20 protein-coding genes are annotated in these 25,186 nt (G+C 68.5%); 7 read left to right on the top strand and 13 right to left on the bottom strand.

The window, feature by feature from the left end:
• Positions 1-4: 4 nt before the first annotated feature.
• The 11 genes from G1H10_RS24095 to G1H10_RS24145 all read right to left on the bottom strand — a co-directional run bounded on the left by G1H10_RS24095 (position 5) and on the right by G1H10_RS24145 (position 13,683).
• Positions 5-892 (bottom strand): carbohydrate ABC transporter permease, encoded by an 888-nt coding sequence (locus tag G1H10_RS24095; protein WP_163742745.1) that lies wholly within the window; start codon positions 890-892, stop codon positions 5-7.
• Positions 886-1,830 carry a carbohydrate ABC transporter permease gene (locus G1H10_RS24100; protein WP_163742747.1) on the bottom strand — a complete coding sequence of 315 codons (945 nt, stop codon included), beginning with the start codon at positions 1,828-1,830 and terminating at the stop codon, positions 886-888. The genes G1H10_RS24095 and G1H10_RS24100 overlap by 7 nt, the downstream gene beginning before the upstream one ends.
• Before the next feature lie 29 nt (positions 1,831-1,859).
• Positions 1,860-3,128 carry an ABC transporter substrate-binding protein gene (locus tag G1H10_RS24105; RefSeq protein ID WP_216853610.1) on the bottom strand — a complete coding sequence of 423 codons (1,269 nt, stop codon included), beginning with the start codon at positions 3,126-3,128 and terminating at the stop codon, positions 1,860-1,862.
• Between the two features lie 447 nt (positions 3,129-3,575).
• Entirely contained in the window at positions 3,576-4,922 is a 1,347-nt protein-coding gene (locus G1H10_RS24110; protein ID WP_163742751.1) for a hypothetical protein, read from the bottom strand.
• A 91-nt stretch (positions 4,923-5,013) separates the two neighbouring features.
• Positions 5,014-6,465 (bottom strand): aldehyde dehydrogenase family protein, encoded by a 1,452-nt coding sequence (locus G1H10_RS24115; protein WP_163742753.1) that lies wholly within the window; start codon positions 6,463-6,465, stop codon positions 5,014-5,016.
• Complete coding sequence (locus G1H10_RS24120; protein WP_163742755.1) at positions 6,462-7,226, bottom strand: IclR family transcriptional regulator; 765 nt, start codon at positions 7,224-7,226, stop codon at positions 6,462-6,464. Before G1H10_RS24120 ends, G1H10_RS24115 begins: the two co-directional genes overlap by 4 nt.
• A 36-nt stretch (positions 7,227-7,262) precedes the next feature.
• On the bottom strand, positions 7,263-8,282 hold the full coding sequence (locus tag G1H10_RS24125) for a Gfo/Idh/MocA family protein (protein ID WP_163742757.1): 1,020 nt from the start codon (positions 8,280-8,282) through the stop codon (positions 7,263-7,265).
• Complete coding sequence (locus G1H10_RS24130) at positions 8,279-9,259, bottom strand: ABC transporter ATP-binding protein (RefSeq protein WP_163742759.1); 981 nt, start codon at positions 9,257-9,259, stop codon at positions 8,279-8,281. Before G1H10_RS24130 ends, G1H10_RS24125 begins: the two co-directional genes overlap by 4 nt.
• Positions 9,256-11,229 (bottom strand): dipeptide/oligopeptide/nickel ABC transporter permease/ATP-binding protein, encoded by a 1,974-nt coding sequence (locus tag G1H10_RS24135; RefSeq protein ID WP_163742761.1) that lies wholly within the window; start codon positions 11,227-11,229, stop codon positions 9,256-9,258. The genes G1H10_RS24130 and G1H10_RS24135 overlap by 4 nt, the downstream gene beginning before the upstream one ends.
• Positions 11,230-12,159: an ABC transporter permease gene (locus G1H10_RS24140; protein WP_163742763.1), complete on the bottom strand. Its 930-nt coding sequence runs from the start codon at positions 12,157-12,159 to the stop codon at positions 11,230-11,232.
• 3 nt (positions 12,160-12,162) lie between these two features.
• The gene (locus tag G1H10_RS24145; protein ID WP_163742765.1) at positions 12,163-13,683 is read right to left on the bottom strand and encodes an ABC transporter substrate-binding protein; all 1,521 of its coding nucleotides are present in this window, start codon (positions 13,681-13,683) and stop codon (positions 12,163-12,165) included.
• Between the two features lie 320 nt (positions 13,684-14,003).
• Here G1H10_RS24145 and G1H10_RS24150 point away from each other — a divergent pair, with 320 nt between their 5' ends.
• The 6 genes from G1H10_RS24150 to zwf all read left to right on the top strand — a co-directional run bounded on the left by G1H10_RS24150 (position 14,004) and on the right by zwf (position 21,558).
• Positions 14,004-15,770: an FG-GAP repeat domain-containing protein gene (locus G1H10_RS24150; protein ID WP_163742767.1), complete on the top strand. Its 1,767-nt coding sequence runs from the start codon at positions 14,004-14,006 to the stop codon at positions 15,768-15,770.
• A gap of 139 nt (positions 15,771-15,909) precedes the next feature.
• On the top strand, positions 15,910-16,683 hold the full coding sequence (locus tag G1H10_RS24155; RefSeq protein ID WP_163742769.1) for a creatininase family protein: 774 nt from the start codon (positions 15,910-15,912) through the stop codon (positions 16,681-16,683).
• A gap of 383 nt (positions 16,684-17,066) precedes the next feature.
• Positions 17,067-18,503, top strand: coding sequence for a SulP family inorganic anion transporter (locus tag G1H10_RS24160; protein ID WP_376778657.1), 1,437 nt, complete (start codon positions 17,067-17,069; stop codon positions 18,501-18,503).
• A gap of 201 nt (positions 18,504-18,704) precedes the next feature.
• Positions 18,705-19,934, top strand: coding sequence for a bifunctional alpha/beta hydrolase/OsmC family protein (locus tag G1H10_RS24165; protein ID WP_163742813.1), 1,230 nt, complete (start codon positions 18,705-18,707; stop codon positions 19,932-19,934).
• Between the two features lie 101 nt (positions 19,935-20,035).
• Complete coding sequence (locus G1H10_RS34120) at positions 20,036-20,161, top strand: hypothetical protein (protein ID WP_281354371.1); 126 nt, start codon at positions 20,036-20,038, stop codon at positions 20,159-20,161.
• Positions 20,158-21,558, top strand: coding sequence for a glucose-6-phosphate dehydrogenase (gene zwf, locus G1H10_RS24170; RefSeq protein WP_163742771.1), 1,401 nt, complete (start codon positions 20,158-20,160; stop codon positions 21,556-21,558). The genes G1H10_RS34120 and zwf overlap by 4 nt, the downstream gene beginning before the upstream one ends.
• Positions 21,559-21,606: 48 nt before the next feature.
• Here the strand turns inward: zwf and G1H10_RS24175 are convergent, their stop codons facing one another.
• Entirely contained in the window at positions 21,607-22,044 is a 438-nt protein-coding gene (locus G1H10_RS24175) for a hypothetical protein (RefSeq protein WP_174264614.1), read from the bottom strand.
• A 206-nt stretch (positions 22,045-22,250) separates the two neighbouring features.
• On the opposite strand from G1H10_RS24175, the gene G1H10_RS24180 reads away from it, so the two are divergent.
• Positions 22,251-23,624: an ankyrin repeat domain-containing protein gene (locus tag G1H10_RS24180; protein ID WP_163742773.1), complete on the top strand. Its 1,374-nt coding sequence runs from the start codon at positions 22,251-22,253 to the stop codon at positions 23,622-23,624.
• A 249-nt stretch (positions 23,625-23,873) separates the two neighbouring features.
• On the opposite strand, the gene G1H10_RS32540 is transcribed toward G1H10_RS24180, so the two are convergent.
• Positions 23,874-25,186 (bottom strand): HNH endonuclease signature motif containing protein (locus G1H10_RS32540; RefSeq protein WP_163742774.1); only part of this gene is annotated, 1,313 nt, incomplete at its 5' end.

A 25,186-nucleotide genomic window follows, 5' to 3' on the forward strand; every position in this document is an offset into this window, starting at 1 on the left:
GTCGTCAGTCCTTGAGTCCGGCGTTGATGTTCGACGAGGTGACGTACTTCTGGAACACCAGGTAGAGGGCTACCAGCGGGATCATCGACAGCACCGACGCCGACAGCAGCACACTCCAGTTGATGTTCTGCGCTCCCACCAGCGAACGCAAGGCGATCTGCAACGTGTACTGGTCCGGGTCGCCGAGAATGATCAGCGGGAGGATGTAATCGTTCCAGCGCCACTGGAAGGACACGATAGCCAAGGTGAGCATGATCGGCCGCGCCAGCGGCACCATAATGCGCAGGAAGATGCCGTACTCGCTGGCGCCGTCGATGCGCGCCGCGTCGATCAGCTCGTCCGGAACCGTCAGGAAGAACTGGCGGAACATGAACACACCCGTCGGGGTGAGGATCGACGGCATGATGACGCCCAGCAGCGAGTTGTACATGCCGAGGTCGCGCACGACGATGAACAGCGGGTTCAGGATGACCTCGCCCGGCAGCATCGTCATCGACAGCACGCACAGGCCGAGCACACTGAGCCACGGGTTCTTGTACTTCGCCAGCGCGTAGCCGGTCGATGCGCACAGGAACACGGTGAGGATCGTGGCCACCGATGCCACGACGAACGTGTTGGTGAGGTAGCGCATGAACTCGACGCGTTCGAATGCGTCCTCGTAGCCGCTGAGCGTCCACTCCCGAGGCAGGAACGACAGCGGGTAGCTGAACAGTTCACCGCCCGGCTTGAACGACGACAGCAGGAACCACAGCAGCGGGAACGCCATGAGCACGGCGAGCACCCACAGCAAGGTGGTCGGGAGGATGCTGCGACGGATCTCATGGCTCCGGCGCAGCCGGTTGCCTGTCTTCCGCTTCTTCGCCGGCGCCGTTGGCGCGTCCGTGGTCACCATGCGTTCTTCCTCTTGCTGATTCGGAGCTGGACGATCGCGATGACCATGAGGATCACCAGCAGGACCATCGATGCCGCGCTCGCATATCCGACCAGCGAGCGCTCGAACCCGGTCTCGTAGATGTACTGCACGATCAGCCGGTTCTGCGTGCCTGGCCCACCGCCGTTGAGTGCCTGGATCATCGCGAACTCCTTCATGGCGCCCAGCGACGACAGCAGGATGACCAGCACCGAGGTCGGCGCGATGGACGGCAGCGTGATGTACCGGAAACGCTGCCAGCTGCCCGCGCCGTCGAGCTCCGCGGCCTCGTAGTACGAGCGCGGCACGTTGCTGATGGCCGCGATGAACAGCAGCATGTTGAACGCCGCGCCGCCCCATGCGGAGGCGAGCACCGCGACGAACAGCGAGAGGTCGGCGTTGCTCGCCCACGGCACCGCGTCCCCACCCAGCAGGCGGATGATGTAGTTGACGAAGCCGAAGCTCTCGCCGAACATCCACCGCCAGATGACGCCGGCCACGATCGGCGAGACCAGCCACGGCACGAAGAAGATGATGCGCGCCGGTGTCTTGCCCCGCGCGCGCTGCGTGGTCAGTGCGACGGCCATGGCCAACGCCAGGCAGTAGCCGACCGGCACCGCGAAGGCGGCGTAGACGAAGGTGCGCCCGAGCGACTGGTAGAACTCGGAGTCGCCGAACAGGTCGGTGTAGTTGGACAGACCGACGAACTCGGGTTCTCCCCAGCCACGGTAGTCGGTAAGCGAGTACGACAGCCCGAGCACGCCGGGCCACAGGAAGAACAGGCCGAACAGTACCGCGGTGCCGAGCGTGAAGATGAACGGGGCGAGGCGGTAGCGGCCGAAGCGACGGCGCCGAACGCGGCGCCCGACCTCCTCCGCGCTGCGGGCGGAGGAGGTCGGACTCAAGGTGCGGGGACTCATAGAACCGGGAGCTTCCTTCGTCGCCGCGCTCAGTCGGCCATCTGCTCGGTGGAGACGTTGTTGATGTTCTCGACCGTCTCCTCAAGGGACTGCTCGTTGTTCAGGTACTTGGTCGTCTCGTCCTTCAACGGCTCCGAGTCGATGGCCTTGCCCTCGTAGCCGAACCGCAGGCCGTCCGTGGTCTGCACCGCCGAGATCGCCGGAGACGCGGCGATCTCGCCGTTGTACAGCTGGAACGCGTACTCGTCCTGCTCGTAGCTGACCTCCAGCCCGTCCAGCGCCGGCAGGCACCCCTGCGTCTCGCAATACAGGCGGTAGTTCTCCTCCGAGTACATCCACTCGATGAAGTCGAGCGTCTCCTCCTCGACGCCGGTGCCGTCGAACGCCACGATCCACGACGCCGCGCCGTAGTTGGTGGCACGAACCGGCTGCTGCGGCAACGGAACGGAGACCCATTCGAAATCGGTGATGGTCTCCTGGAAGTCGGCGATCTGCCACACGCCCGACATGTAGCCGGCGACGCGGCCCGACTTGAACGTCGCGCTCGGGTCGTCCGCCGCGCCCCACACCGCTTGGGGCATGACGCCGTCGTCGTGCAGCTGCTTGAAGTACTCCAGCGCCTCGGCACCAGCCTCGTCGAGCGCCCAGCTGCCGTCCGATTGCTCGGTGACGCCGTCGCTGCCGAACTCGAAGAGGAAGGAACGCAACCGGTGCGCGGAGGCGTCCATGACGACGCCGTACTCGGCGTCCGTGGCCGCGACGACCTCGTTCGCCTTGTCAACGTACTCGTCCCACGTCCACTGCTCGTCGAGGGTCGTCGGATACTCGACGCCCGCCTCGTCCCACAGCGACTTGTTCAGGAACATGCCGACGGCCGTGAGCGTCGTCGGCATTGCCTTGACCTTGTCGTCGGCGGGGTCGGCGACCGCGAGGGTGTCGATGACGCCGACGTCGTTGAAGATGTCGGTCAGATCGAGTAGCCGCTCGGTCCACGCCGGGTCGGTCGACGGCGACGCCGCCAGTGCCGGCAGGTCATCAGCCTGCGCCGCGGTGCGCAGCCGCGTTCGCAGGTCGTCGTTCGGGACCTCGACGACCTCCACGCGCACGCCCGTCTCGTCGAAGTACTTGTCCGAGAGCTTGGCGAACGCGCCGCCTTGGTTGACGTCGCCGGACTGCACGAGCTCGAGCACGACGTCGCCGTCGGAACCGCCGCTGTCGCTCGAGCACGACGCGAGCACGAGCGCGCCGGCGGTCAACGTGGCGATCGCAAGCGAGCGGATCAGGTGATGACGTTTCACTGGGTCTCCTCGCCGACGCTCGGGCATGAGCGTCTAGGTGTGCGGTTGGGTAGCTAATCCGCTTTGAGCGCATGTCCTGACATACGCTTGAGCGCTCACCCTAACGTGGCATCCCGTATTGGGCAAGCGCTTACCGAAACGGAGGGATCGGTCCGTTTAGGCCGGCGAAGAGTTCCGCTACGCGTCCGCACGCCCAGCGCAGCAGCTCGACGCCCATGCGTGGCCCGGTGTGGCCGCGGCGGATCATCGAAGCAGGCGTTCCGCCCGGTGGTCGGCACCTCGTCGCGTGTCGATCCACCGGGCGCACGGCGGCACGGTCAGATCGTGTACCGGCTGCGCCCCGATACGGGCCATCACCGGTACGTGATCAAGAGCCGAGGGTGAACGCCCGCGCACGCCCGCGCAACAGGTCACCCTCCGTCGCGCACGCCGCGGACGGTTCCGTAGTCAGTCGTAGGGACGTTCGTCCGGGGACGGCGGCGGCAGCTCGTGGCCGATCCCGGTTCCGGACGGATCCAACGTGCCCTCGGGGTTTTCCACCGGTCGGTAGCTGATGTCGAGTTCCGGAGTCTCGATGAGCGTGCCGCCCTGATGGTCGGAGTGCATCGCGGCGTCGAGAATCCCCGTGGTCAGAAGCGTACGCTCGACCGGATAAGGCGGCGTACCGTGGACGGCCAGGAATTCGATCTGCCGGTCCAGGAAGGTGAAGTGCCCGTAGGGCCAGCTGTACTCGAGCAGGAATTCGGCGGACTCCACGGCACCGCCACGGCGACCCGCATAGGCGAACGTGGACAACGCCCCGTGCAGAAGCAGCGCCGTGCCGCGGAAACCGTCGGTGTACTCGATCAAGAACGCGATCGGCTCCGGTGTGTTATCCCTGACGTCTCCGTCGGCGACACGACCGCTGTTCTCCCGGATCGCATCGACGGCCGCGTCCATGAGCGTGGCGTCCCAGCGGCCCTGGGCCGCGGCGTCCCACACCGCTCCCCCACGCAACACCTGTACCGACCGGACTCCCCGTTCACCGCCGTCGCGCCGCTCTGCCATGCATTGCAGGACCTCCAGGGTATGGAAACCGTAACTCTCGATCTCGGAGAAGCCGAGCGCGACGGCTTCGGTGAGCGCAACGTCCGCGGAATACGTAAGCGCGGGGAAACGCCATGTCAACGGCAACGACGACCCGGCCAGGAACGGAATCCCGTAACGCTGGGCCGTGTCATACATGTGTCGCGCGTCGTGGAACGCCTGCGCAAGGTGCTTGTCGGAGAAGATCGGCACGAATCTGTTCGAGGCGATCATGGCCGCGACGGCGGTGTCGAAGAAGCGCCGGCGCGGGTAGGCCTTCTGGCCGAACTCGTTCCACGGATAGGTGCCGTGTTCTCCGACGATGATGACGGCGTCCACGGCCACCTTGCCGGTCTCCCCCACCGCCAGTGCCTCGGGAATCGTGTCGAACACCGGGACGCCGTGTCTCTCCGCCATGAAGCGGCCGACGTCGTTGTCCGGGACCTGGTCCAGATAGATCGACGCGACCTCCACCCGGGGCTCGGTGTCAACGCCGTGCAGCCGGTAGCCCTCCAGCAGCTTGGTGGTGATGACATCGCCATGCGAGTTCCGGCGATACTCGGTGATGATGACGGCGACCCTGGGTTTCCGCCCGGGCCGGTTCCTCCGCTCCGAGGATGGGCGCGGACCCCCGTCCGAGCCGTGGGCCGGTCCGGTGGGCAGCATCACCGCCCCGGCCGCCGCGGCACCGGTGGTGAGGATCTGTCGCCGGGATGGGGTGGCGGTCATGTGGAGCCTCCTTGGGGTGTGGGGTGGGCGGGAGCAAGATGGGGTGTGGGGTGGGCGGGACTGAAGAGGTCTGGTGCGCCCGGGTGCGCTGTCACGGCATCATGTGCGCCGGCAGCACGAAGGTCTGCACCTGGCTCAGTGCCTCGATGGTGTAGCGGCCGCCGAGCCTGCCGACGCCGCTGGCGCGTCCGGAGTATCCGCCGAACGGGGTGTGCGGTTGCCAGGCGGTGGCGACGTCGCCGACGTTGACCACGCCCGCGCTGACCCTGCGGCCGATGGCCAGCGCCCGTCCGGCGTCCTGGCCGAGCACACCGGTGACCAGGCCGAGCCCGTGGGCGTTGACGAGTTCCACGGCCTCGTCGTCCGAATCGAACGCGGTCAGCGCCGCCACCGGGCCGAAGGTCTCCTCGCTGAACGCGAGCATGTCCGGGGTCAGTCCGGTCAGCACGGTGGGTTCATAGTAGAGCTCGGTCGGCCGGCCCGAGGCGCGTCGGCCGCCGATGGTCACCCGGGCGCCGTTGGCGATCGCGTCGGCGAGGTGGCGGTCGATCTTGGCGGCGGTCGGTTCGTTGTTGACCGGCCCGATCGTCGTCTCCGGGTCGAGCGACGCGCCCAGCCGCAGCGACGCGGCGTGTTCGGTGAGCGCATCCAGGAGCTCGTCATGGATACGGCGATGGACGATGATCCGCTCCGTCGAGCTGCAGATCTGCCCCGCGTTGGCGAACGCGGCCGCGTGCAACCGTTCCGCCACGACGGCCACGTCGACGTCGTCGAGGACCACGGTGGCGTTGTTCCCGCCGAGCTCGAGCAGCATCGGCTTCGCGCCGGCCGCGCGTGCGATCGCGTCGCCGGTTTGCGGGCTGCCGGTGAACCCGATCGCACAGACGCGGCCATGCGAGATCAGGGCGGCACCGGTGTCGTGTCCGAGCCCCGGCACGAGGTTGACCGACCCGGGCGGCCATCCGGCGTCGACGATGCAGTCGTAGAGGTGCAGCGCCGTCATCGGGGTGAGCTCGGACGGCTTCCAGACGATCGCGTTCCCGGCGGCCAGTCCGGCGCTCAGGTACTCGGTGGGGATCGTCGCCGGGAAATTCCACGGAGTGACGACCGCGAGCACCCCATGCGGGCGGCGCACCACGACAACCCGGCGCGCGGGGTCGTCGCTGGGCAGGATCTCCTCGGTGGCATGCCGGGCGATCTCCGCGGCCTCGTGCCACATCGTGACGGCCGTGGCCACCTCCGCTTCGGCTTCGAGCAGCGGCTTTCCCTGCTCCGCGGCGAGATCACGGGCGATGACGCCGGCGCGTTCGGCCACCAGGTCGCCCACCCGACGCACCAGATCAGCGCGGGCGCGGACGGTCATCGAGGCCAGCTCGGGTGCCACCCTTCCGGCGGCGTCGACGGCGTGGTCGACGTCGCCGGAGGTGCCGCAGACCATCATGGCGAGCCGTTCCCCGGTCGATGGGCTGCGCACCGGAATCGTCGTGCGATCCGCGCGTGCGGACGGCTTCCCGTTGATCATCACCGGCACTTCACGGGTCATGGCGTGCCTCCCCTGGCCCCGAACGCGTCGTCGAATTCGTGAAACGCCGCGACCACCTGCTGGATCCGCTGCATCGGCATCCGATCCGCCGGGGCGCTCAACGACACCGCCAGCGGTATGACCGTGCTGGTCAATGCGAGTGCGACGCACCGCGCCCCGACCTCGTTCTCGCCGTTGTTGACCGCGTATCCCGCCCTGCGCACGCGCGCCAGTTCCTGGAGGTAGCGGTCCGGGTCGGTGATCGTGCGGCTGGTGAAACGTGGCATCCCCTGCATGTCCAGGATCTCCCGCACACGCTCCTCCGGGATCCGGGCGGCCAGCGCCTTGCCGAACGCGGTGCAGTGGATCATCGCCCGGGCTCCGGAGTTGATGTCCACCCGCACCGACCGGAGCGGGCGCACCACCGAGACGTAGAACGCGCGGTGCAGGTCGAGCGCGCCCAGGCTCACCGTCTCGGTGAACTGGTCGCGCAGCTGCTCCAGCATCGGCTGCGCACGCCGCGCCAGCTCGTCGAGGTCGCTCTCCCAGGGGTGGCCGAAGGAACGCGTGGGAAGGTACGACCCGCTCGCTGTCCGGGTCACGTATCCTCGTCGTTCCAACGTCGCCAGATAGCGGAAGGCGGACGTCTTGGGCAGGCCGGTCTTGGCCACGACGTCGCCCAGCGACACCGGCCGCGACGGTTCGTCCAACAGCTCGAGGATGTCCAGCGTGCGGTTGACGGCGCGGACACCGTACGGTTCGAGTGCGTCGCTGTCAGTCATCTCCACCCCTCAGGCTCCGGCGCCGGCTCGTCGCGCTCATGCGGCGATCGACTCCACGTCCACGAAGGCGTCGCTCCCGGCGGCGCGTTCCACCGCGACGCAGAGCCGGACCGCCTCCACACCTTCGGCCGCGGTACACAGGGGCCGCGCCTCCGCGGTCACCACGCGCACGAAATGGTCCACCTGGTTCGCCAGCGCTCCACGCGTCCGGCCGTGAACGTTCGGGGTGTACCAGGTGTCGACCGCCTTGCGCCCCCTCTCCCCCACCACCGACAGCCCGGTTGTTCCCTGCTCGACCCGCGCGAAGCCGTGCTCGCCGATCACGGTGAACCCGGAGGTGCCGAACGGTGCCGACGCGTTCGGCAGCGACCATCCCAGGGTGCAGGTGCCGTGCGCGCCGCCGGAGAATTCGAGGACCACGGAGTACAGGTCGTCCACGTCGTACCCGGCGGCCTGCAGCACGCCGCGGCTGCGGCGCGCGGCCACCCGGGCGACGTCGCCGGCGTACCAGCGGGCCAGGTCGAACTCGTGCGAGCCGTAGTACAGCGGCAGCGATGTGCGCCCACGCAGGACCTCCTGGTCCGCGACGACGCCGATGCGTTCGCTGCGCACCGCCTGGACCGCGCCGAGCGTCCCGTCGTCGATAGCCGACTTGATCGCGGCGTATCGCGGCTCGAACCGCAGGATGTGCGCGGCCAGCACCGGGACGTCGGCTTTGACGGACGCGTCGCGGATGCGTTCGGCGGCCGCGAGTTCGTGCGCCAGCGGCTTCTCGATCGCCACCGGCGTGCCCGACTCGAGCGCCGCGATCGCGGCGTCGACGTGCAGGTGCTCAGGGGTGCACACCACGACGCCGTCGAGGGTGGGGTCACTGGCGGCCTCGGCCGGATCCGCGGACCATGTGGTGCCCAGATCCTCGGCCTCCGCCTTCGCGTGGCTCTCCCGCACGTCGCAGACGACGGCCAGCTCGACGCGCGGGTGCTCGGTGAGCGCCTGCGCCCACCTGCTCCCCATGAATCCCAACCCGATCACGCCGATGCGGACCTGTGCGCTCATCCGTTGTTCCTTCCGTCTGTCTCCGGGCCCAGTGCGAAGTGACACGCCGCGTGCCTGCCGGGCAGCCATTCCCGTACCGCCGGCGCCTCGACACGGCAGATGTCCTGCGCGATCGGACAGCGCGGGTGAAAGGCGCAACCCGGCGGCGGATGCTTGGGATCGGGCGGGTCGCCGCGCACCTCGATCCGTTCTCTGCCGCGCCGTTCCACGCTGGGTACGGCGGCCATCAGCGCGCGCGTGTACGGGTGCAGCGGCCGGCCGTAGACGTCGGCGGTCGGTCCCAGTTCGACGATCTTGCCGAGATACATCACGGCGATGCGCTGGCTCACATACGTCACCACGCCGATGTCGTGCGAGACGAACAGCAGCGTCAATCCGTGCCGTTCGCGCAAGCTGTTGAGCAGGTTCAGGATCTGTGCCTGCACCGACACGTCCAGCGCGGAGACCGATTCGTCGGCGATCAGCAGGGACGGCTCGAGCGCGAGCGCCCGGGCGATGCTGACCCGTTGCCGTTGTCCGCCGCTGAGCTGGCCCGGCAGCTTGTCCGCGACGGAGGCGGGCAGGCCGACGTCCGCGATCAGCGCCTCCACCCGGTCGCGGAGCTCGGCGCCGGCGGCCATCCGGTGGATCAGCAACGGCTCGGCGATGATGCGGCGCACCTTCATGTGCGGGGGGAGCGACGTGTACGGATCCTGGAACACGATCTGCGCGTCGCGCCGGAGCGCCGCCCGGTCGGTGAACGCAACGGGCCGGCCGTCGAACCGGATCTCGCCGCTGTCGGGCTTCTCCAGCAGCACGAGGGTCCGGGCGAGGGTGGATTTGCCGCATCCGCTCTCCCCGACCAGGCCGAGCGTCTCGCCGCGTTCCAACTGCAGCGACACGCCGTCGACGGCGCGCACGCTGACCGCACGACGGGACAGGCCGCTGCGGACCGAGTAGTGCTTGCGGACGTCGTCAAGCTGAAGGATCGGTGTCATCGCCGCGTCACCTCCGACCTCTCGTCGCTGTACAGGTGGCACGCCGCGGACCAGCCGACGCCGAGGACCGACGGTTGCGGATCGTGCGTCCGGCAGACGTCCATGGCGGCGGCACAGCGCGGCGCGAACGGGCAGCCGACCGGGTCTCGCGTGGGATCGGGCAGCTCGCCGGGGATCGAACGCAGCTCGGTGTCGATCCCCGCTTCCGGCCGCGGGACCGATTCCAGCAGCGCCTGAGTGTACGGGTGCCGCGGCTCGCGCAGCACCCGTTCGGTGGGCCCGGACTCGCACACCTCCCCCGCGTACATCACCACCACTTCGTCGGCGATCTCACCGATGAGGCCGATGTCGTGGCTGATGATCATGATGCTGGTGCCGTGCTCGTCGCGGACCCGGCGCAGCTGGTCCAGCACCTGCGCCTGAGTGGTCACGTCCAGCGCGGTGGTCGGCTCGTCCGCGAGCAGCAACTCCGGTTCGATCGCCATGGTCATCGCGATCATGACCCGCTGATTCTGGCCGCCGCTGAGCCGGAACGGATACTGCTTCATGATGTGTGCCGGGTCGGCGAACCCGACGTCGCGGAAGACCTTCTCCGCGAGCCGGACCGCCGTGTCCCGCTCGACATCGCGGTTGGTTCTGATCGCCTCGATCATCTGATAGCCGACGGTGAGCACCGGGTTGAGCGAACCGACCGGGTTCTGGAAGATCATGCCGATGCGACGGCCGCGGATGCGCCGCATCGCACGTTCCGGCACGCGGAGCAGGTCGACACCGTCGAACACCGCGCTCCCGGCGTTCACCCGTCCGGGAGCGGACAACAGCCGCAGCAGCGCGTACGAGGTGACCGATTTTCCGGAGCCGCTCTCGCCGACGATGCCGAGGATCTTCCCGCGGCCGACCATGAAGCTCACCCCGCGCACGGCCTGTACGGCCCGACCTTCCGCGGCCGGGAACTCCACGGACAGACCTCGCACGTCCAGCAGCACGTCGTCCGGCGTGGGCGCCGCGCGAGCCTCATCCGCGACCGACGCGCTCGTCGTAGCCGAGGGCCCGGCGGGTGCGGCCGGCACGGTCGACGCCTCCGGTCCGGCGGGTCCGTTCGGTGCCGCCCGCTTGGCGCCGAGACGACGCCAGCCGGTCGACCACCATCGCCGGCGCGGCTCGACCTTCGACCGCATCCCCTCCACGGCCAGATTGATGCACAGCACCGTGAGCATGATGGCGACGCCGGGCAGCACCGGAAGCCACGGCGCGACGACCATGTTCTGCCGGCCGTCGGCCAGGATCTGTCCCCACGACACGTGCGGCGAGGTCAACCCGAACCCGAGGAAACTCAGCGTGGACTCCATCACCACCAGGTGACTCAGGTCGATCAGGGCGATCGCGGGCATCACGCTGCGCACCTGCGGCAGCACATAGCGGAACATCCGCCGAAGCGGACGGGCCCCGATGGTCTCGGCCGCGCGGACGTAGTCCTGTTCTCGTTCGGCCAGTGTCCGAGCCCGCACGACGCGGGCGTACACGATCCACGCCGGGATACCGAGCACGACGATCAGGTGAATCGGCGCCCGCTCCGTCATCATGCCCAGGATCACGATCGCGATGAGGATGAACGGCAGCGCCAGCTGGATGTCACCCAGACGCATGATGAGCGTGTCGACGAACCTGCCGAAGAAGCCGGCGATCAGCCCGGTCAGCAGCCCCAGCGTCGCCCCGATCAGCATGGCGAACGCGCTGATCAGCACCGATGAACGCGCACCGTAGATCATCCGGGACAGCACATCCCGGCCGAGCGCGTCCGTGCCCAGCGGGTAGGTCCAGTCGCCACCCGCCCAGACGGGAGGGGCCAGGATATTCGACAGGTCCTGCGCGGCGGGCTGGTACGGGGCGATCCACGGCGCGGCCAGGGCGACGAAGATGAGCACGCCGATGCCGCCGAGCCCGACGATCGCCGTCTTACGACGCCACATCTACGACGCTCCCTTCAACCGGATGCGCGGATCCAACGTCGTGTACAGCATGTCGACGACGAAGTTGACCAGCACGAACGTCACCGCCGCGATCAGCACCGCGCCCTGCACCATCGGGAAGTTCCGGCTGGTGAGCGCGTCGACGGCGAGCTTGCCGATGCCCGGCCAGTTGAAGATGTTCTCCACCACGTAGGAGCCGGCCAGGATCATCCCGGACTGCAAGCCGATCAGCGTCACCAGCGGCAGCGACGCCACCTTCAGCGTGTGCACCAGCAGGATCTTGCGCTGCGCGATGCCGCGGGCGCGTGCCGCCCGGATGTAGTCCTGTTCCAGCGTCTCGATGAACGACTGCCGGATGGTCCGGATCAGAATCGGGGTGAGCGCCACCGCCATCGTCGTGACCGGCAGCACGAAACTCGCCGGCCCGGTGAAGTCGACCGCCGGCAGCCAGCCGAGCTGTACGGCGAACACCAGCACCAGCACCACCGCCAGCCAGAAGCTCGGGATGGATTGGGCGAAGGCGACGTAGACCTGCACCGCCCGGTCGAACCAGGACCCGCGGGTGAGCGCCGCACCGATGCCCAACGCGAGCGCGATCAGCGTGGAGACCACCACCGTGACGGCCGCCAGCATGGCGGTGTTCGGCAAGGCGGCGAAGACCACCTGCGCCACCGAGTACCCGCCCTGGAAGGACTGGCCGAGGTCACCGCTGAACAGATCGCGGAGAAAGTACAGGTACTGGACGTAGATCGGCTCGTCCAGGCCCAGCCTTTCCCGGGTTGCCTCGACCACCTCGTCCGGCGCGTCGGGCGCGTTCATCAACCGCGCCGGATCACCTGCGGCGATCCTCAGCAACAGGAAGACCAGCGTCACCACGCAGAGCACGACGACGAGCATCTGCGCGGTGCGCCGGAGGGTGTACAGAAGCATGCGTTACTCGCCGATGCTCGCCGGGTAGAAGTCGGTCTCGTAGTTCGGCAACACCCGCAGGTCGCGGACCCGATCGGAGTAGGCGACGGTGAAATCGCTGTTGTACAGCGGGATGTGCGGCAGCTGCTCCCACAGGTAGGCCTGCAATTCGGCGTAGACCGCCTCGCGCTCCTGCGGGTCGATCGTGGTCTTACCCTCCGCCACCAGCCGATCGATGGTCTCGTCGCCGGCGGTCCACCGGTTCGGCGTCGCGTAGATCCCCGTCGCCGCGTCCGGATCGCCTCCGCTGGACCAGCTCAGGTGGTACAGCAGGCCAGTGCCCGACTCGCTGTTCGAGTCGTCGACCAGGCCAGCCACGTCGCTCGGCACCACGCGCACGTTCAGCCCGATCTCGTTGAGATTGGCGGCGATCGCTTCACCGACCTGCTCCGCACGCGGCAGGAACCCACTGGCGACCCAGAGCTCGAACTCCAGACCTTCCGCACCCGCCTCCTGCACCAACTGCCGTGCCTCATCCAGATCCTGCTCGTAGGCGGGCGAGCCGGCAGCGTGATACAGCGTCGCTTCGGGCGCGAAGCTCGTCGCGACGACGCTCTCCCCCATCACGAGGCTGTCCACCAGAGCCTGCCGGTCGATCGCCAGCATCACGGCCCGACGCAGCTCGGGGCTCTCATCCCACGCGGACACGCGGCCGGGAATCGACCACAGGTTCACTTGTTCGCTGGCCGTGGCCGAGATCAGCGAGTATCCGTCCTCGCCTTCGATGGTGGCGTGTTGCTCCGCCGGCACCCGGTCGATCACGTCGGCCTGGCCGGCCAGCAGCGCGCTGACCCGGGTCTGCGGGTCACCGACGAACTCCCACACCAGCTCCTCGATCGCGGGTGGGCCGTTCCAATAGTCCGCGTTCGCGGCCATGGTCTTCTTCGTCTCGGTCTCGTCGACGAGGGTGAACGGGCCGGTGCCGTTCGGCTCTTGGGCCATGGCATCCTGCCCGGCCTCGAGGTCCTCGGACGAGACGATCGAGGTCTGCCGCACGGCGTTCAGCAGGGAGGCGAAGGGTTCCTCCGTCACCAGCCGGATGGTGTGGTCGTCGATGATCTCACCGGTGGTGGGCACCCAGCGCGACTGCAGCACGGTCTCCACATCGGTCGCCCCGGAAGCCAGCTCGACCGAGGCCTTCACGTCATCGGCGGTGAACGGCGTCCCGTCGTGGAACGTCACGCCCTCACGCAACGTGAACTCCCACGTCGTCTCGTCGACCTGTTCCCACTCGGTCGCCAGCGACGGCTCGGGCTGGTCGAGTTCCCCGCTCGGAAACTGCAGCAACGTGTCGTAGATGTGGGTCTCCAGCCGCGCCTGGCTCTGCGCCGTGCTCTGATACGGCGCCCAGTCGGCCCAGAAGTTCTCCGCTATCAGGAACCGCACCGAGTCGTCGCCGGTGTCGCTCGTACTGCCTGCGTCGTCGTTCTCGTCGCCGGCATCGTTCTCGCCCGGCACCTCGTTGGCCGAGCACGCGGTGATCACGAGAGCAACAGTCGCGATCCCCGTACACCATTTGAGTCTGCCTCGCATGGGTCACCTCGCGTTCCATTCGCCGGAAACGGCTACTCACTGATTGGGAGGCTTGAAGAATGCCGACTGTGCCACCCGGCTATCACCAGCGTCAATAGCGCGGCGCCGGAAAACGGAATGCGTTCCACTGCATGGAACAGCGCCCGACCAGCCGTTGACGGCACCCCGCGTCGCTGCCAGCCTTCATCTCAACAGCCAGCACCAGAGTTCCATCACACGGTTTCCAGCCGGTAAGAGCTGTGGCCGTCGTGTTAACCCCACATGGAGGTGTTGTGTTCAGCAAACGACATTCCATCGTCGCGGTCCTGACGACCTGCGCGATGATGATGACCGCGCCCGCCGTGGCGTCGGGCGACGACACGCACGAACCGCAGAGCCGTCACGAGGCTCCACGGCCTGGCCACGACTATTCGATCTCCGTCGAGGAACAGACCACGCAGAAGGGGCTGTGGGAGCCGCTGCTCGGGATGTTCGGCCACACGTCCGCCGCCGCGGACGTCAACGGCGACGGCTGGGTGGACCTCTACGTCGGCGGCTTCTACCAGCAGCTCCCCTGGGACCGGTTCTTCCGCGGAGAGATCGACGACCGCGGCGCCACCGAGATCTCCCCGGACCGGCTGCTGCTCGGCGGGCCCGACGGCTTCGAGCCCGATCCGACGTTCCCGGAGATGCGGGACGGCAGCTCCAGCGGATCGGCGTTCGCCGACCTCGACAACGACGGTGATCTCGATCTGCTGGTCTCGCATTACTATCCGTACGAGTTCGCCAGCCAGGATCCCCCGCCGACGAACGGTCAGCAGGTTGTCGCGCTACGCAACGACGACGGCCGGTTCACCAGGGTCGGCCAGGTCGCCGACGAGGTCGCCGCGCGCTCCCTCGCCATCGCCGACGTCGACGGGGACGGCAACCAAGACTTCTTCGTCATCGAGGACGTTTACTACGAGGACGACCTCGGCCCCGCCTCGAGCCGGCTCTATCTCGGGGATGGAGCCTTCGGGTTCGAGGAGGCCACGAGCGCATCCGGTCTTCCCGATGATCTCAGCGGCCTCGGCGTCGTCGCCGCCGACCTCAACGCCGACGGCTGGCCCGACCTGTTCGTCTCGGGTTCGCTGCGCGGCAAGGACGTGCCCGACGGAGAAGGCACTTACCAACGCGCACGGATCTTCATCAACGACGGCGGTGACGGTTTCATCGAAGCCGACGGTAGCGAGTTCACCATGGTCAGCCAGCGGTGGCTGGACGAGTCGGCCGGCGTGGCCGTCGGTGACCTCAACCGCGACGGCCTCCACGACATCGTGGTCGGATCCCACCCGTACCCGGCTCTGAACACGCTGTGGCCGCAACCGGTGCACATCTACCTCAACCAGGGCAACGACGAGGACGGGCTGCCGACATTCGCCGACGTCACGGCCGAGACGGGTATCGGCGCTGTGGATACCAAACCGGCACACGTCACGCTGGCCGACATGGACAACGACGGCTGGCTGGACATCGTGACCGGCGTCTCCGTCGGCGACGGCACCGAGCCGGCCATCTTCAGACATGCCGGTGTCGACGGCGGCATCCCGCAGTTCGACACCCCGTCGGGTCTGCACGACGAGCGCCTGCCGTCGCCCGAGGTGGCCGAGTGGGACCGGATCGGCATCACGCGGTACTGGCCCACCGGTGTGAACGCCGACTTCGACAACGACGGCCGGGTGGACCTGTTCGGCGTGGAATGGTTCCCGGACCTGCCGTCGCGCTACTGGGAGAACACCTCGACCGCGGGCAACTGGCTCAAGGTGGACGTCTCCGCGGAGTCCGCGCTCGGCTCGACAGTCAACGTCTATCGGCCCGGTGACCGGCAACGCGGCAAGCCGCCGATCTTCAGCCGGCAGGTCCTCTCCACCGAGAGCTACGGCGGCGGGGCGCTGCACACGCTGCACGTCGGCCTCGGGAGCCTGCGCGCGGTCGAGGTCGAGGTGATCGGGACCGCGCCGACGCGTGAACGTGCCACGCTGCACGCCCGCGCCGGCGAGACGATCCACGTCGATCTCTGACATCTCACACAGTCGCCTACCTACCGGTGAAGCCCCGCTCCACCTAAGGTGATCGCCAACGGGTCGCCGCGTCGGCAGCGTCGACCCGTTGGCGATCACCGCTGCCGTCGGCGCGGAGCAAGCCAGAGCGGAGACCGACATGGGTACTGATCACGGCGCGATCCACCTGGCGCACCTCACCACCGAGGATGCCCGTGCCGCGCAGCGCGCCGCCAAGGTCGCCCTCCTACCGGTCGGCGCCGTCGAGCAGCACGGCCCGCACCTGACCATGCTCACCGATGCGCGCATCGCCGAAGCGTTCGCCCACCGGCTCGGTGCCGAACTCGGCAGCGACGCCATCGTCTGCCCGCTCCTGCCGTACGGACTCTCCGAACACCACGAACGCTTCGCCGGCACGCTGTCCCTGACCCCGCCCACGTTCATCGCCGTCATGCTCGACCTCGTCGCGAGCCTCAAGGCACAGGGCATCGACAAGGTCATCATCGTCAACGGGCACGGCGGCAATATCGATGCGCTCAGCCTCGTCGTCCGGCGGGCACGGAGCGAACTCGGCGTGCTCGCCGCCTCGATGATGTGGGCGAAACTCGCCGACGACGTCTGCGCCGAGGAAGCCGCCGGGCCGGCGTACGGACACGCCTGCGAGCTGGAGACGTCGCTGGCCATGGTCCTCGCCCCGGAGCTCGTCAAGGTCGAGCGGATCCGCCCGGCAACGGTCCGATCCGGGCTCAACCCGATCTCGGCGCCACACGGCCAGGTCGACATCGCGGTGCGCTTCGACGAACTGACCGAGGACGGCGTCTACGGCGACCCGACCAAAGCCAACACCGAGACCGGCGAACGCATCCTCACCTCGGCGCTCCAGCGCGCGGTGGCATTCGCTCGACGGTTCCTGCACAGCGGCACCGTCGTCTAGCATCGCGGCCTTCATCCGCCGTGCCACCTGGGCTGTTCGCACATTCGCCGGTCCGGCGCGTGGACGTCCACCCCGGGCCTGTAGGATCAAGGAGCGCGTGACGTTCCGCGCCACATTCGTAGGCACGACCCAGCGCCTGAGCGCTGGCAGCACGACCCGCTCCACGATGCGGCTCCGGTTTCGACCGTCGCCGAGGTGCGCCGTAGACGTCGCCGTGTGAGCTTCTGACCAGTTCGATCGCTTTGTCGAGTGGCCGAACTTCAACGCTCTATTCAAGGATCACCTTGCCGCTCACACCTGACCCTGCCCTGCCCAAGAACGTCCGCACGTCCGACCCGAAGACCCGGCCGGTATCCCGCTGGGGCCGGTTCCGCCATGCCTGGCTGTCCAATCCCCGGGCCGACATCCTGGCCGGCATCGTCGTGGCCCTGGCCTTGATCCCGGAGGCGATCGCGTTCTCGATCATCGCCGGCGTCGACCCCAAGGTCGGCCTGTACGCGTCGTTCTCCATCGCGATCATCATCTCCATCGCCGGCGGCCGGCCTGGCATGATCTCCGCCGCGACCGGGGCGATGGCCCTGGTCATGGTTCCCTTGGTGCGCGAGCACGGCGTCGAGTATCTGTTCGCCGCGACCGTCGTGGCCGGTGCCCTGCAGGTGCTGCTCGGGGCGCTCGGCGTGGGGCGCCTGATGCGGTTCGTCCCGCGTACCGTCATGGTCGGATTCGTCAACGCGCTCGCCATCCTGATCTTCCTGGCGCAGGTGCCGCACGTCGTCGGCGAAGCGTGGCCGGTCTACATCCTGGTTGCCGCCGGTCTGGCGATCATCTACCTGCTCCCGCGGTTGACGAAGCTGGTTCCGGCGCCGCTGGTGGCGATCGTCGTCCTGGGTGTGGCCGCCACCACCTTCAGCATCAACGTGCCGACCGTGGGCGACATGGGCGAACTGCCCGACACGCTGCCCGTCATCGGTATACCGGCGGTTCCGCTCACGTGGGACACGCTGCTCATCGTGGCGCCGTTCGCGATCACGCTCGCCTTCGTCGGCCTGCTGGAATCCCTGCTCACCGCTCAGATCGTGGACGACTTCACGGACACCGACTCGAACAAGGATCGCGAAGCGCGCGGGCAGGGCATCGCCAACATCGCCACCGGATTCTTCGGCGGCATGGCCGGATGCGCCATGATCGGCCAGTCGGTCATCAACATGAAATCCGGCGGACGGACTCGCCTGTCCACGCTCACCTCCGGGGTGAGCTTGCTCGTGCTCATCCTCGTCCTCGGCGATCTGGTCGCCGCTATCCCGATGGGTGCCCTGGTGGCGGTGATGGTCATGGTCGCCATCTCCACGTTCGACTGGTCCAGCATCCGGCCCAGCACGCTGAAACGGACCCCGCTCAGCGAGACCGCCGTCATGGTGACGACTGTCGCCATCGTCGTGATCACACACAATCTCGCCTACGGCGTCGTCGCGGGCGTTCTGCTCGCCGCGATCTTCTTCGCCCGTCGTGTCGCCCACCTGGTCGACGTCTCCAGCGTGCTCGACCCCGACGGAGGCATCCGTGTCTACGCCATCACCGGCGAGCTGTTCTTCGCCTCGACCAACGAGCTGGTCCACTCCTTCGACTACGCCGATCCCACGCCACGGGTGGTGATCGATCTGACCGATGCCCATGTCTGGGACACCTCCGCTGTGGCAACTCTCGACACCGTCGTCAGCAAATTCGCCGCCCGCGGCGTCGAGGCCCAACTCGTCGGGCTCAACCACCACAGCGCGCAACTACACGAGCGCACCACCGGACAACTCAGCGGCAGTCATTGAGACGGGACATGGCCTCGCGTCCCGCTCCTGCAGGGGCGACGAACGCGACGACGTCGGCGGCTCCCACTCCCGTGGCGACGTAGCCCGGCGCCGGACGCTAGCCTCCGAGGTAGACGCCTGAGGACGGCGCCGGCCGGCTGCCCGGCTTGCGAACCAGAGGCGTCCAGGGCACGGCGGAGACCGGGAGGAACGCTCGAGATGGTGACGAGCCAGAAGGTGACGTTCACGAGCACGGGTGGCGAGGCGCTGGCGGGACGGCTGGACCTGCCGGACACGGCACCGCGCGCGGTGGCGCTCTTCGCACACTGTTTCACCTGCGGAAAGGACGTTGTGGCGGCCTCGCGCATCGCCACGGCGCTGAACGGACTCGACATCGCCGTTCTGCGGTTCGATTTCACCGGCCTCGGCGAGTCCGACGGTGAGTTCGCCAACGCCACGTTCAGCTCGAACGTCGCCGACCTGGTCAAGGCCGCCGACTACCTGCGCACCACGCTCGCGGCACCCAGCCTGCTGGTGGGGCACTCACTGGGCGGTGCCGCCGTGTTGGCCGCGGCCGAACGGATACCGGAGGTTCGCGCGGTCGCCACCATCGGTGCTCCAGCCGACCCGGCGCACGTCACCGACCTGTTCGCCGGGGACCGATCGGAGATCGAGACGTCAGGTGAGGCAACCGTGCAGCTGGCCGGTCGTCCGTTCCGGGTCCGCCGCGAGTTTCTCACTGACATCGCCGCGCAACCGCAGCACGAACGGATCGCCGCCCTGGATCGGCCGCTGCTGGTGCTGCACGCGCCGGGTGATCTCATCGTCGGCATCGACAACGCGCGAGAGATCTTCGACACCGCCCGCCACCCCAAATCGTTCGTCAGCCTGGACGACGCCGACCATCTGCTCACCGACCGAGGTGACGCGGCCTATGCCGCCACGGTCATCGCCGCCTGGGCGGACCGGTACCTGCCGAGCACGCCGCCGCCTGACGGCGATACACCCGCCGAGCCGGGGACCGTCGTCGTCACGGACACCGGCACCGGGCGGTTCACACAGCGTGTCACGGCCGGCAAACACCTCATGATCGCCGACGAGCCGCGTTCGGTGGGCGGCGACGACGCCGGCCCCACGCCGTACGGGCTGCTGCTCGCGGCGCTGGGTACCTGCACGTCGATGACGATCCGCATGTATGCCGAACGCAAGGGCTGGTCGCTGCGCTCCACCACCGTCACCATGCAGCATGATCGGATCCACGCCGAGGACTGCGCCAACTGCGAGACGCAGGCGGGGATGCTCGACCGGATCCGCCGCGAGGTGCGTCTCGACGGCGACCTCGACGACGAGCAACGGGCCAGGCTCCTCCAGATCGCCGACAAGTGCCCCGTCCATCGCACCCTTCGCTCCGAGATCGTCATCGAGACCACCGAAGCGCAGGCGGCCCCATGACGAGCGCTCCGTAGCGCCGACGGCGTAACCACCAGACCGCCTGCCGGAAGCCAGATCCCGCCACACGCCGCTCGCTACGAAGCGCCCCGTCGGCTCATCGTATGGCCGAGAGCGGGTACTCCCTGATCATGGGTCTGGGCACGCGCGATGGCCGCAACGTCGCCACCGATGTCCCGTCCCGGGCGAGGGCCATCGCCGACCTCGATGCGGAAGGACGGTCGCCATGACCAGGCAAGCGCAGCGATCCGACGCGCTCGTGCTCTTCGGCGCCACGGGTGACCTGGCGCGCCGGAAGCTTCTGCCGGCGCTGTATGGGCTGTCTCGCGACGGCCGGCTCGATATCCCGGTGATCGGTGTCGCGCTCGCCGACTTCGACGACGACGGCTTCCGCGAGCACGCCCGCGACGCCGTCACGGACGCGGTCGACGACGTCGACAAGGATGTCCTGGACCGATTCGTGGCGTCGCTGTCACTGATCGCCGGCGACTATGAGAACCCCGGCACGTTCGAGAGGCTGGCCAACCGGCTGACCGGCGCGCGGAGTCCCGTGCATTACCTGGCCATCCCACCGTCGCTGTTCGGAACCGTCGTCCACAGTCTCGCCTCGACCGGGCTGAACCGGGACGCGCGCGTCGTCGTGGAGAAGCCGTTCGGCCACGATCTCGCCTCAGCGCGCGAGCTCAACCAGACTCTGCACGAGGCGTTCGACGAGTCCTCGATCCTGCGCATCGACCACTACCTCGGCAAGGAGACCATCGAGAACCTGCTGGTCTTCCGGTTCGGGAACACGTTCCTGGAGCCGCTGTGGAACTCCCATCACGTGGCGAGTGTGCAGCTGACCATGGCGGAGTCCTTCGGGATCGACGACCGCGGCGCCTTCTACGACAGCGTCGGCGCGATCCGCGACGTCGTCCAGAACCACCTGCTTCAGGCGGTCGCCATGCTGGCGATGGAGCCACCTTCCGGAGACAGCGCCGACGACCTGCGGGACGAGAAGGTCAAGGTGGTTCGCGCGATGCACCCCGTCGATCCGGAGCAGTTGGTGCGCGGGCAGTTCATCGGATACAAGGACGAGCCGGAGGTGGCCGAGGGTTCCACCACGGAGACCTACGCCGCGTTGCGGCTCGACATCGATTCGTGGCGCTGGTCCGGCGTCCCGTTCTATGTCCGCGCCGGAAAGCACCTGCCCATGACGGCGCTGGAGGCAGTGGTAGAGCTCAAGCCGCCACCGCGGATGCTGTTCGGCGGGGCCGACTGCCGGATTCCACGCCCGAACCTGATCCGGCTCCGGCTCGGCGACCATGCCGGAGTCACCATGACCGTGCAGGCCAAACAGCCGGGCAAGCAGATCGTCACCCGGCCGGTCGACCTCGCGGTCGACTTCGACGAGGCCCTCGGCCCACGCCAGGACGCCTACACCCGGCTGCTGGACGACGCGATGGACGGCGACGCCCGGCGGTTCGCCCGCGAGGACACGGTCGAACACGCCTGGCGCGTCGTCGACCCTGCGCTGAAGGCTGACACCCCCGTCTTTCCGTACCTTCCCGGCAGCTGGGGACCTGCGGCGGCGGACCGCGTCGTCGGCGACGACCAGTGGCATGATCCGGAGGGACCCGGACGATGACGACGGCGACCGTGGCGGGGACGGCGGCGACGGCTAGCGCCTGAGCGACTATCCGTCGGGAAGCGGTACCGTCATCGTGCTGCCGCCATAGCCATATTCGCTGTCCCTGCCCTCGATGGTGACCTCGTCCACGTCGTCCGGGACGTCGACACCGCTCTGCGTGCGCGTGAACGGCTGCTCGTTGGCGTGGTCGTGCGCGAGGGTGTGCTCGCCGTAGACGGTGCCGTCCGGTCCGACGACCCGCCAGCCGTCGGCATACCGCTCGGGCGTGTCATAGGGCGAACTGACCGTGACCTCGAACGAGTAGGTTCCGCCTGAGGACTCCACCCTGACGTCGATGACGTCCGGGTAACGCTGTACGTCTTGCAGGCTGTCATCGGTGGAGTGCTCCGGCGGAGAGGCACCGGTCTCCGCGGAGCCGGACTCCGACTCGGATGAGCACCCGACGAGGACGAGTGCGGCGGCGACGACAAGAACGCGCAGCATCACTTCCACGATACGGGTGCGCCTCCCCGATGACCATCGCCTTGCCCGTCGTCCACCACCTGCCGGGCGCACGCGCTACCATGGCGTATGCGTGGCCGGGCGCACCCAGTCCGCGGGGAAGGGATCATCCCGCCGGCATTCGTCGAGTGTGACCGTTGACGGACCTCAGCCCGTGCGCGCGGACCCGGGTGGATGCGAGGTTCGCCATGCCAGAACTGCCACCGCGCCCGTCGCTCGAATATCTGCGTAAGCAGGCTAAATCCCGCAGACGTGAACGTGGGATCCGGCTCAGCGAGGCGCAGCGCCAGATCGCACGTGAGCACGGCTTCGCCAGCTGGCCGAAGCTGGTCCACTACGTGCAGATCTCCGGATTGGGCGGGCTTGAAGGTGCACTCGTCCGTGCCGACAGCACCAGCTTGTCGACGTTGCTCCGCGCTGACCCAGCGGCTGCGGACACGAGTGTCGCCGGCCTGGCTCCGCTGCTCGTGCTGCTGCGCCGGTCCATCGGTTCACCGGCTGCCATCCGCGATTGCGCTCGGCTACTGCTCGATGCCGGTGCCGATCCGGACAGCCATACCGTCGAATGGGGTGGCGAGGGCCGGATGTCCGCGCTGTTCGCAGCTGTGGACCGCCGTGACGCCGGCCTCGTCCGCCTGCTTATCGAGTGCGGCGCGACCAGAGACGAAGACGCCTTCTACCACGCCTGCGAGCAGTCCGGTACCGAGCTTCTCGACCTGCTCTATCAGCCCGGTTTCGAGAACCTGGTGGCCCATAAGCTGGATTTCGAGGACGCCGACGGTCTGCGCTGGTTCCTCGACCACGGTGCTGACGCCGGCAGCTGCCTTCACCACGCCATCGTGCGTGGGAGAAGCACGGAGATCCTCACGATGCTGCTCGACGCCGGCGCCGACGTGAACCAGCCCTGGGACCGGTGGGATGTAGGCCGCCGGCCACTCGCCCTGGCCGCGCGCAGCGGCCACCTGGCCGCGTACGATCTGCTGGCTTCTCGCGGAGCGACAGCCGACCTGGACGCCGTCGATGCGGCCGTGCTGGCTGTCGCTCGCGGCGAGTCCGTCCAGCTGCCGGACGCCAGACCACCAGCCGTGGGCATGGCGACCCGCGATTATGGCTGGATCCTGGGCCAGTTCGCGTTGCTCGGCCGGACTGAGATCGTGCAGGCGCTGGTGGACGACGGTATGGACGTCGACTCGCGCGGCTGGAGCAACTTCACCCCCCTTGATCAGGCCGCCATGCACGGGCGCACGGAGACCGCCCGCCTGCTCATCGAGCGTGGCGCCGACCTGGAAGACTGCGCGTTCGACGACGACGGGCCGACCCCGCTGGACTGCGCCCTGTGGGGTCTGCGGAACAATCGCGCCCACGACGGCGACTACATCGGGACGGTCGAAGCGCTGCTGAGCGCAGGAGCGCCCACCTTCCATACCTCACCGACGGGCGATGAGTCCATCGACCGTCTCCTGGTCGCGCACGGCGTCATCGCCAGCGCCGAACACGGTGCGGGCGCGGAACTCCGTGCCGGGGCGAAGCACAGTGCAGGCGAAGATCGACCTGCGGGATGATGCCGCTGAACCTCCGCACGTCGCGGCGGTGGTCGTGTACGCATTTCCGCACTCCCCTCATGTCCACACGCAGGTCTGCCCCACGCCCGTGCGAGCCGCAGGGAAGCATGTCGATCGACTGTTTGGATCTCACGCAGCCGTGCCCGGCGCAGGCCGAGTCGGTCTGCGCCGGGTCGCTGCATGCCAAAGTGCGAGTCACGCCTCGCCGCGCCCGCTTCTGTGATCGAAGCACGCGAGCCTGCCCACGCGTCACGTGTCGGGTGGGGGTTGGTGGTCGTGTCGGGGTCGGGTGTTGCGTCTGGGTGTGCGGTCCGGGTCCACCCACGGGGGCGGGAGGAATTCGGGGTGGCCGTCGGTGCCCAGGCGGACTTCCCAGCCGCCGTGGTGGATGACGCGGTGGTGGTGCGTGCAGACCAGGACGAGGTTCTCCAGGTCCGTCGGACCACCGTCGGCCCAATGGACGATGTGATGCGCTTGGGTCCAGGCCGGGGGTCGGGTGCAGCCGGGGAAGGCGCAGCCGCGGTCGCGGGCGATGAGGGCGGTGTAGATGCCGGGGGTGACCAGACGTTCGGCGCGCCCGACGCGCAGGGGGACGCCGTGCTGGTCGACCAGGACGGTGGTGATGTCGGCGTCGCAGGCCAGACGGCGTAGCGATTCCGAGGAGATGGGTCCGCCGTGGGTGAGTTCGGCCGGGGCGACGCCGAAGCGTCGGGCCCAGGTGTCCTGGAGCCACCGCGGGGGTGTGTCGGGGTGCGGGCAGCCACCCGCGGTGAACACCCCACCATCCCCACCAGCGCCGCCAGCGCCGCCAGCGCCGCCAGCGCCGCCAGCGCCGCCAGCGCCGCCAGCGCGGCCAGCGCCGTCGTCACGGCCGTCGCCGGCGTCACTGTGGGCGCTGCCCACATGGGCGCCGTCCACATGGGCGTCCGCGCCGGAGCCGTCCGTGTCAGCGTTGTCGACGTGGACGCCGTTACCGTCACCGTCACCGTCGCCGTCGGCGTCACCGTGGACGTCGTCACCGGCGGCGTCGGCGTGAGCGCCAGCGCCAGCGGTGGAGTCGGGATCGACGTGGGCGCTGTCACTGCCGTCGCCGGCGCTGCCGTGGTTGTTCTGGCTCGTGGTGTGGTCGAGCAGGGTGTTCAGGTTGGCGAGCAGGAGGAGTTGGGTGGGGTGGCCGTGGCGGGTGGGCAGGGTGTCGGTGGCCAGGGCACGGCGGGCGAGTTCGGTCAACGCATCGGCCAGACGCTGCTCCGCAGCGCGCTGGTCTTTCTCGCCGTCTTCGCCCGGTTCGGGCGCGGCGAGCGGGTCCAGCGCGCTGCGCACGATCGCCGCGGCCTCGGTGCCCAGCAGCCCGGTGATGCGCACGGTGCCGTCCCCCCGATCACAGATGCGCAGCGACCGTTTGCGCTGGGCGCGCTCGTCGCGGTCTTCCAGGCTGTCGCTGGTGAGCACGTGCAGCAGGTGATCGGCCAGGCGCTGCAGCGTGGCCGGGTCGTACTCGCGGGCGAACGCGGCCAGGTCGTCCTCCGCCCGGGCGGCGTCGTCGGCGGGGATGTCGGTGG

Origin of the sequence: Phytoactinopolyspora halotolerans, from assembly GCF_010550675.1 — a bacterium.
GTDB lineage: Bacteria > Actinomycetota > Actinomycetes > Jiangellales > Jiangellaceae > Phytoactinopolyspora > Phytoactinopolyspora halotolerans.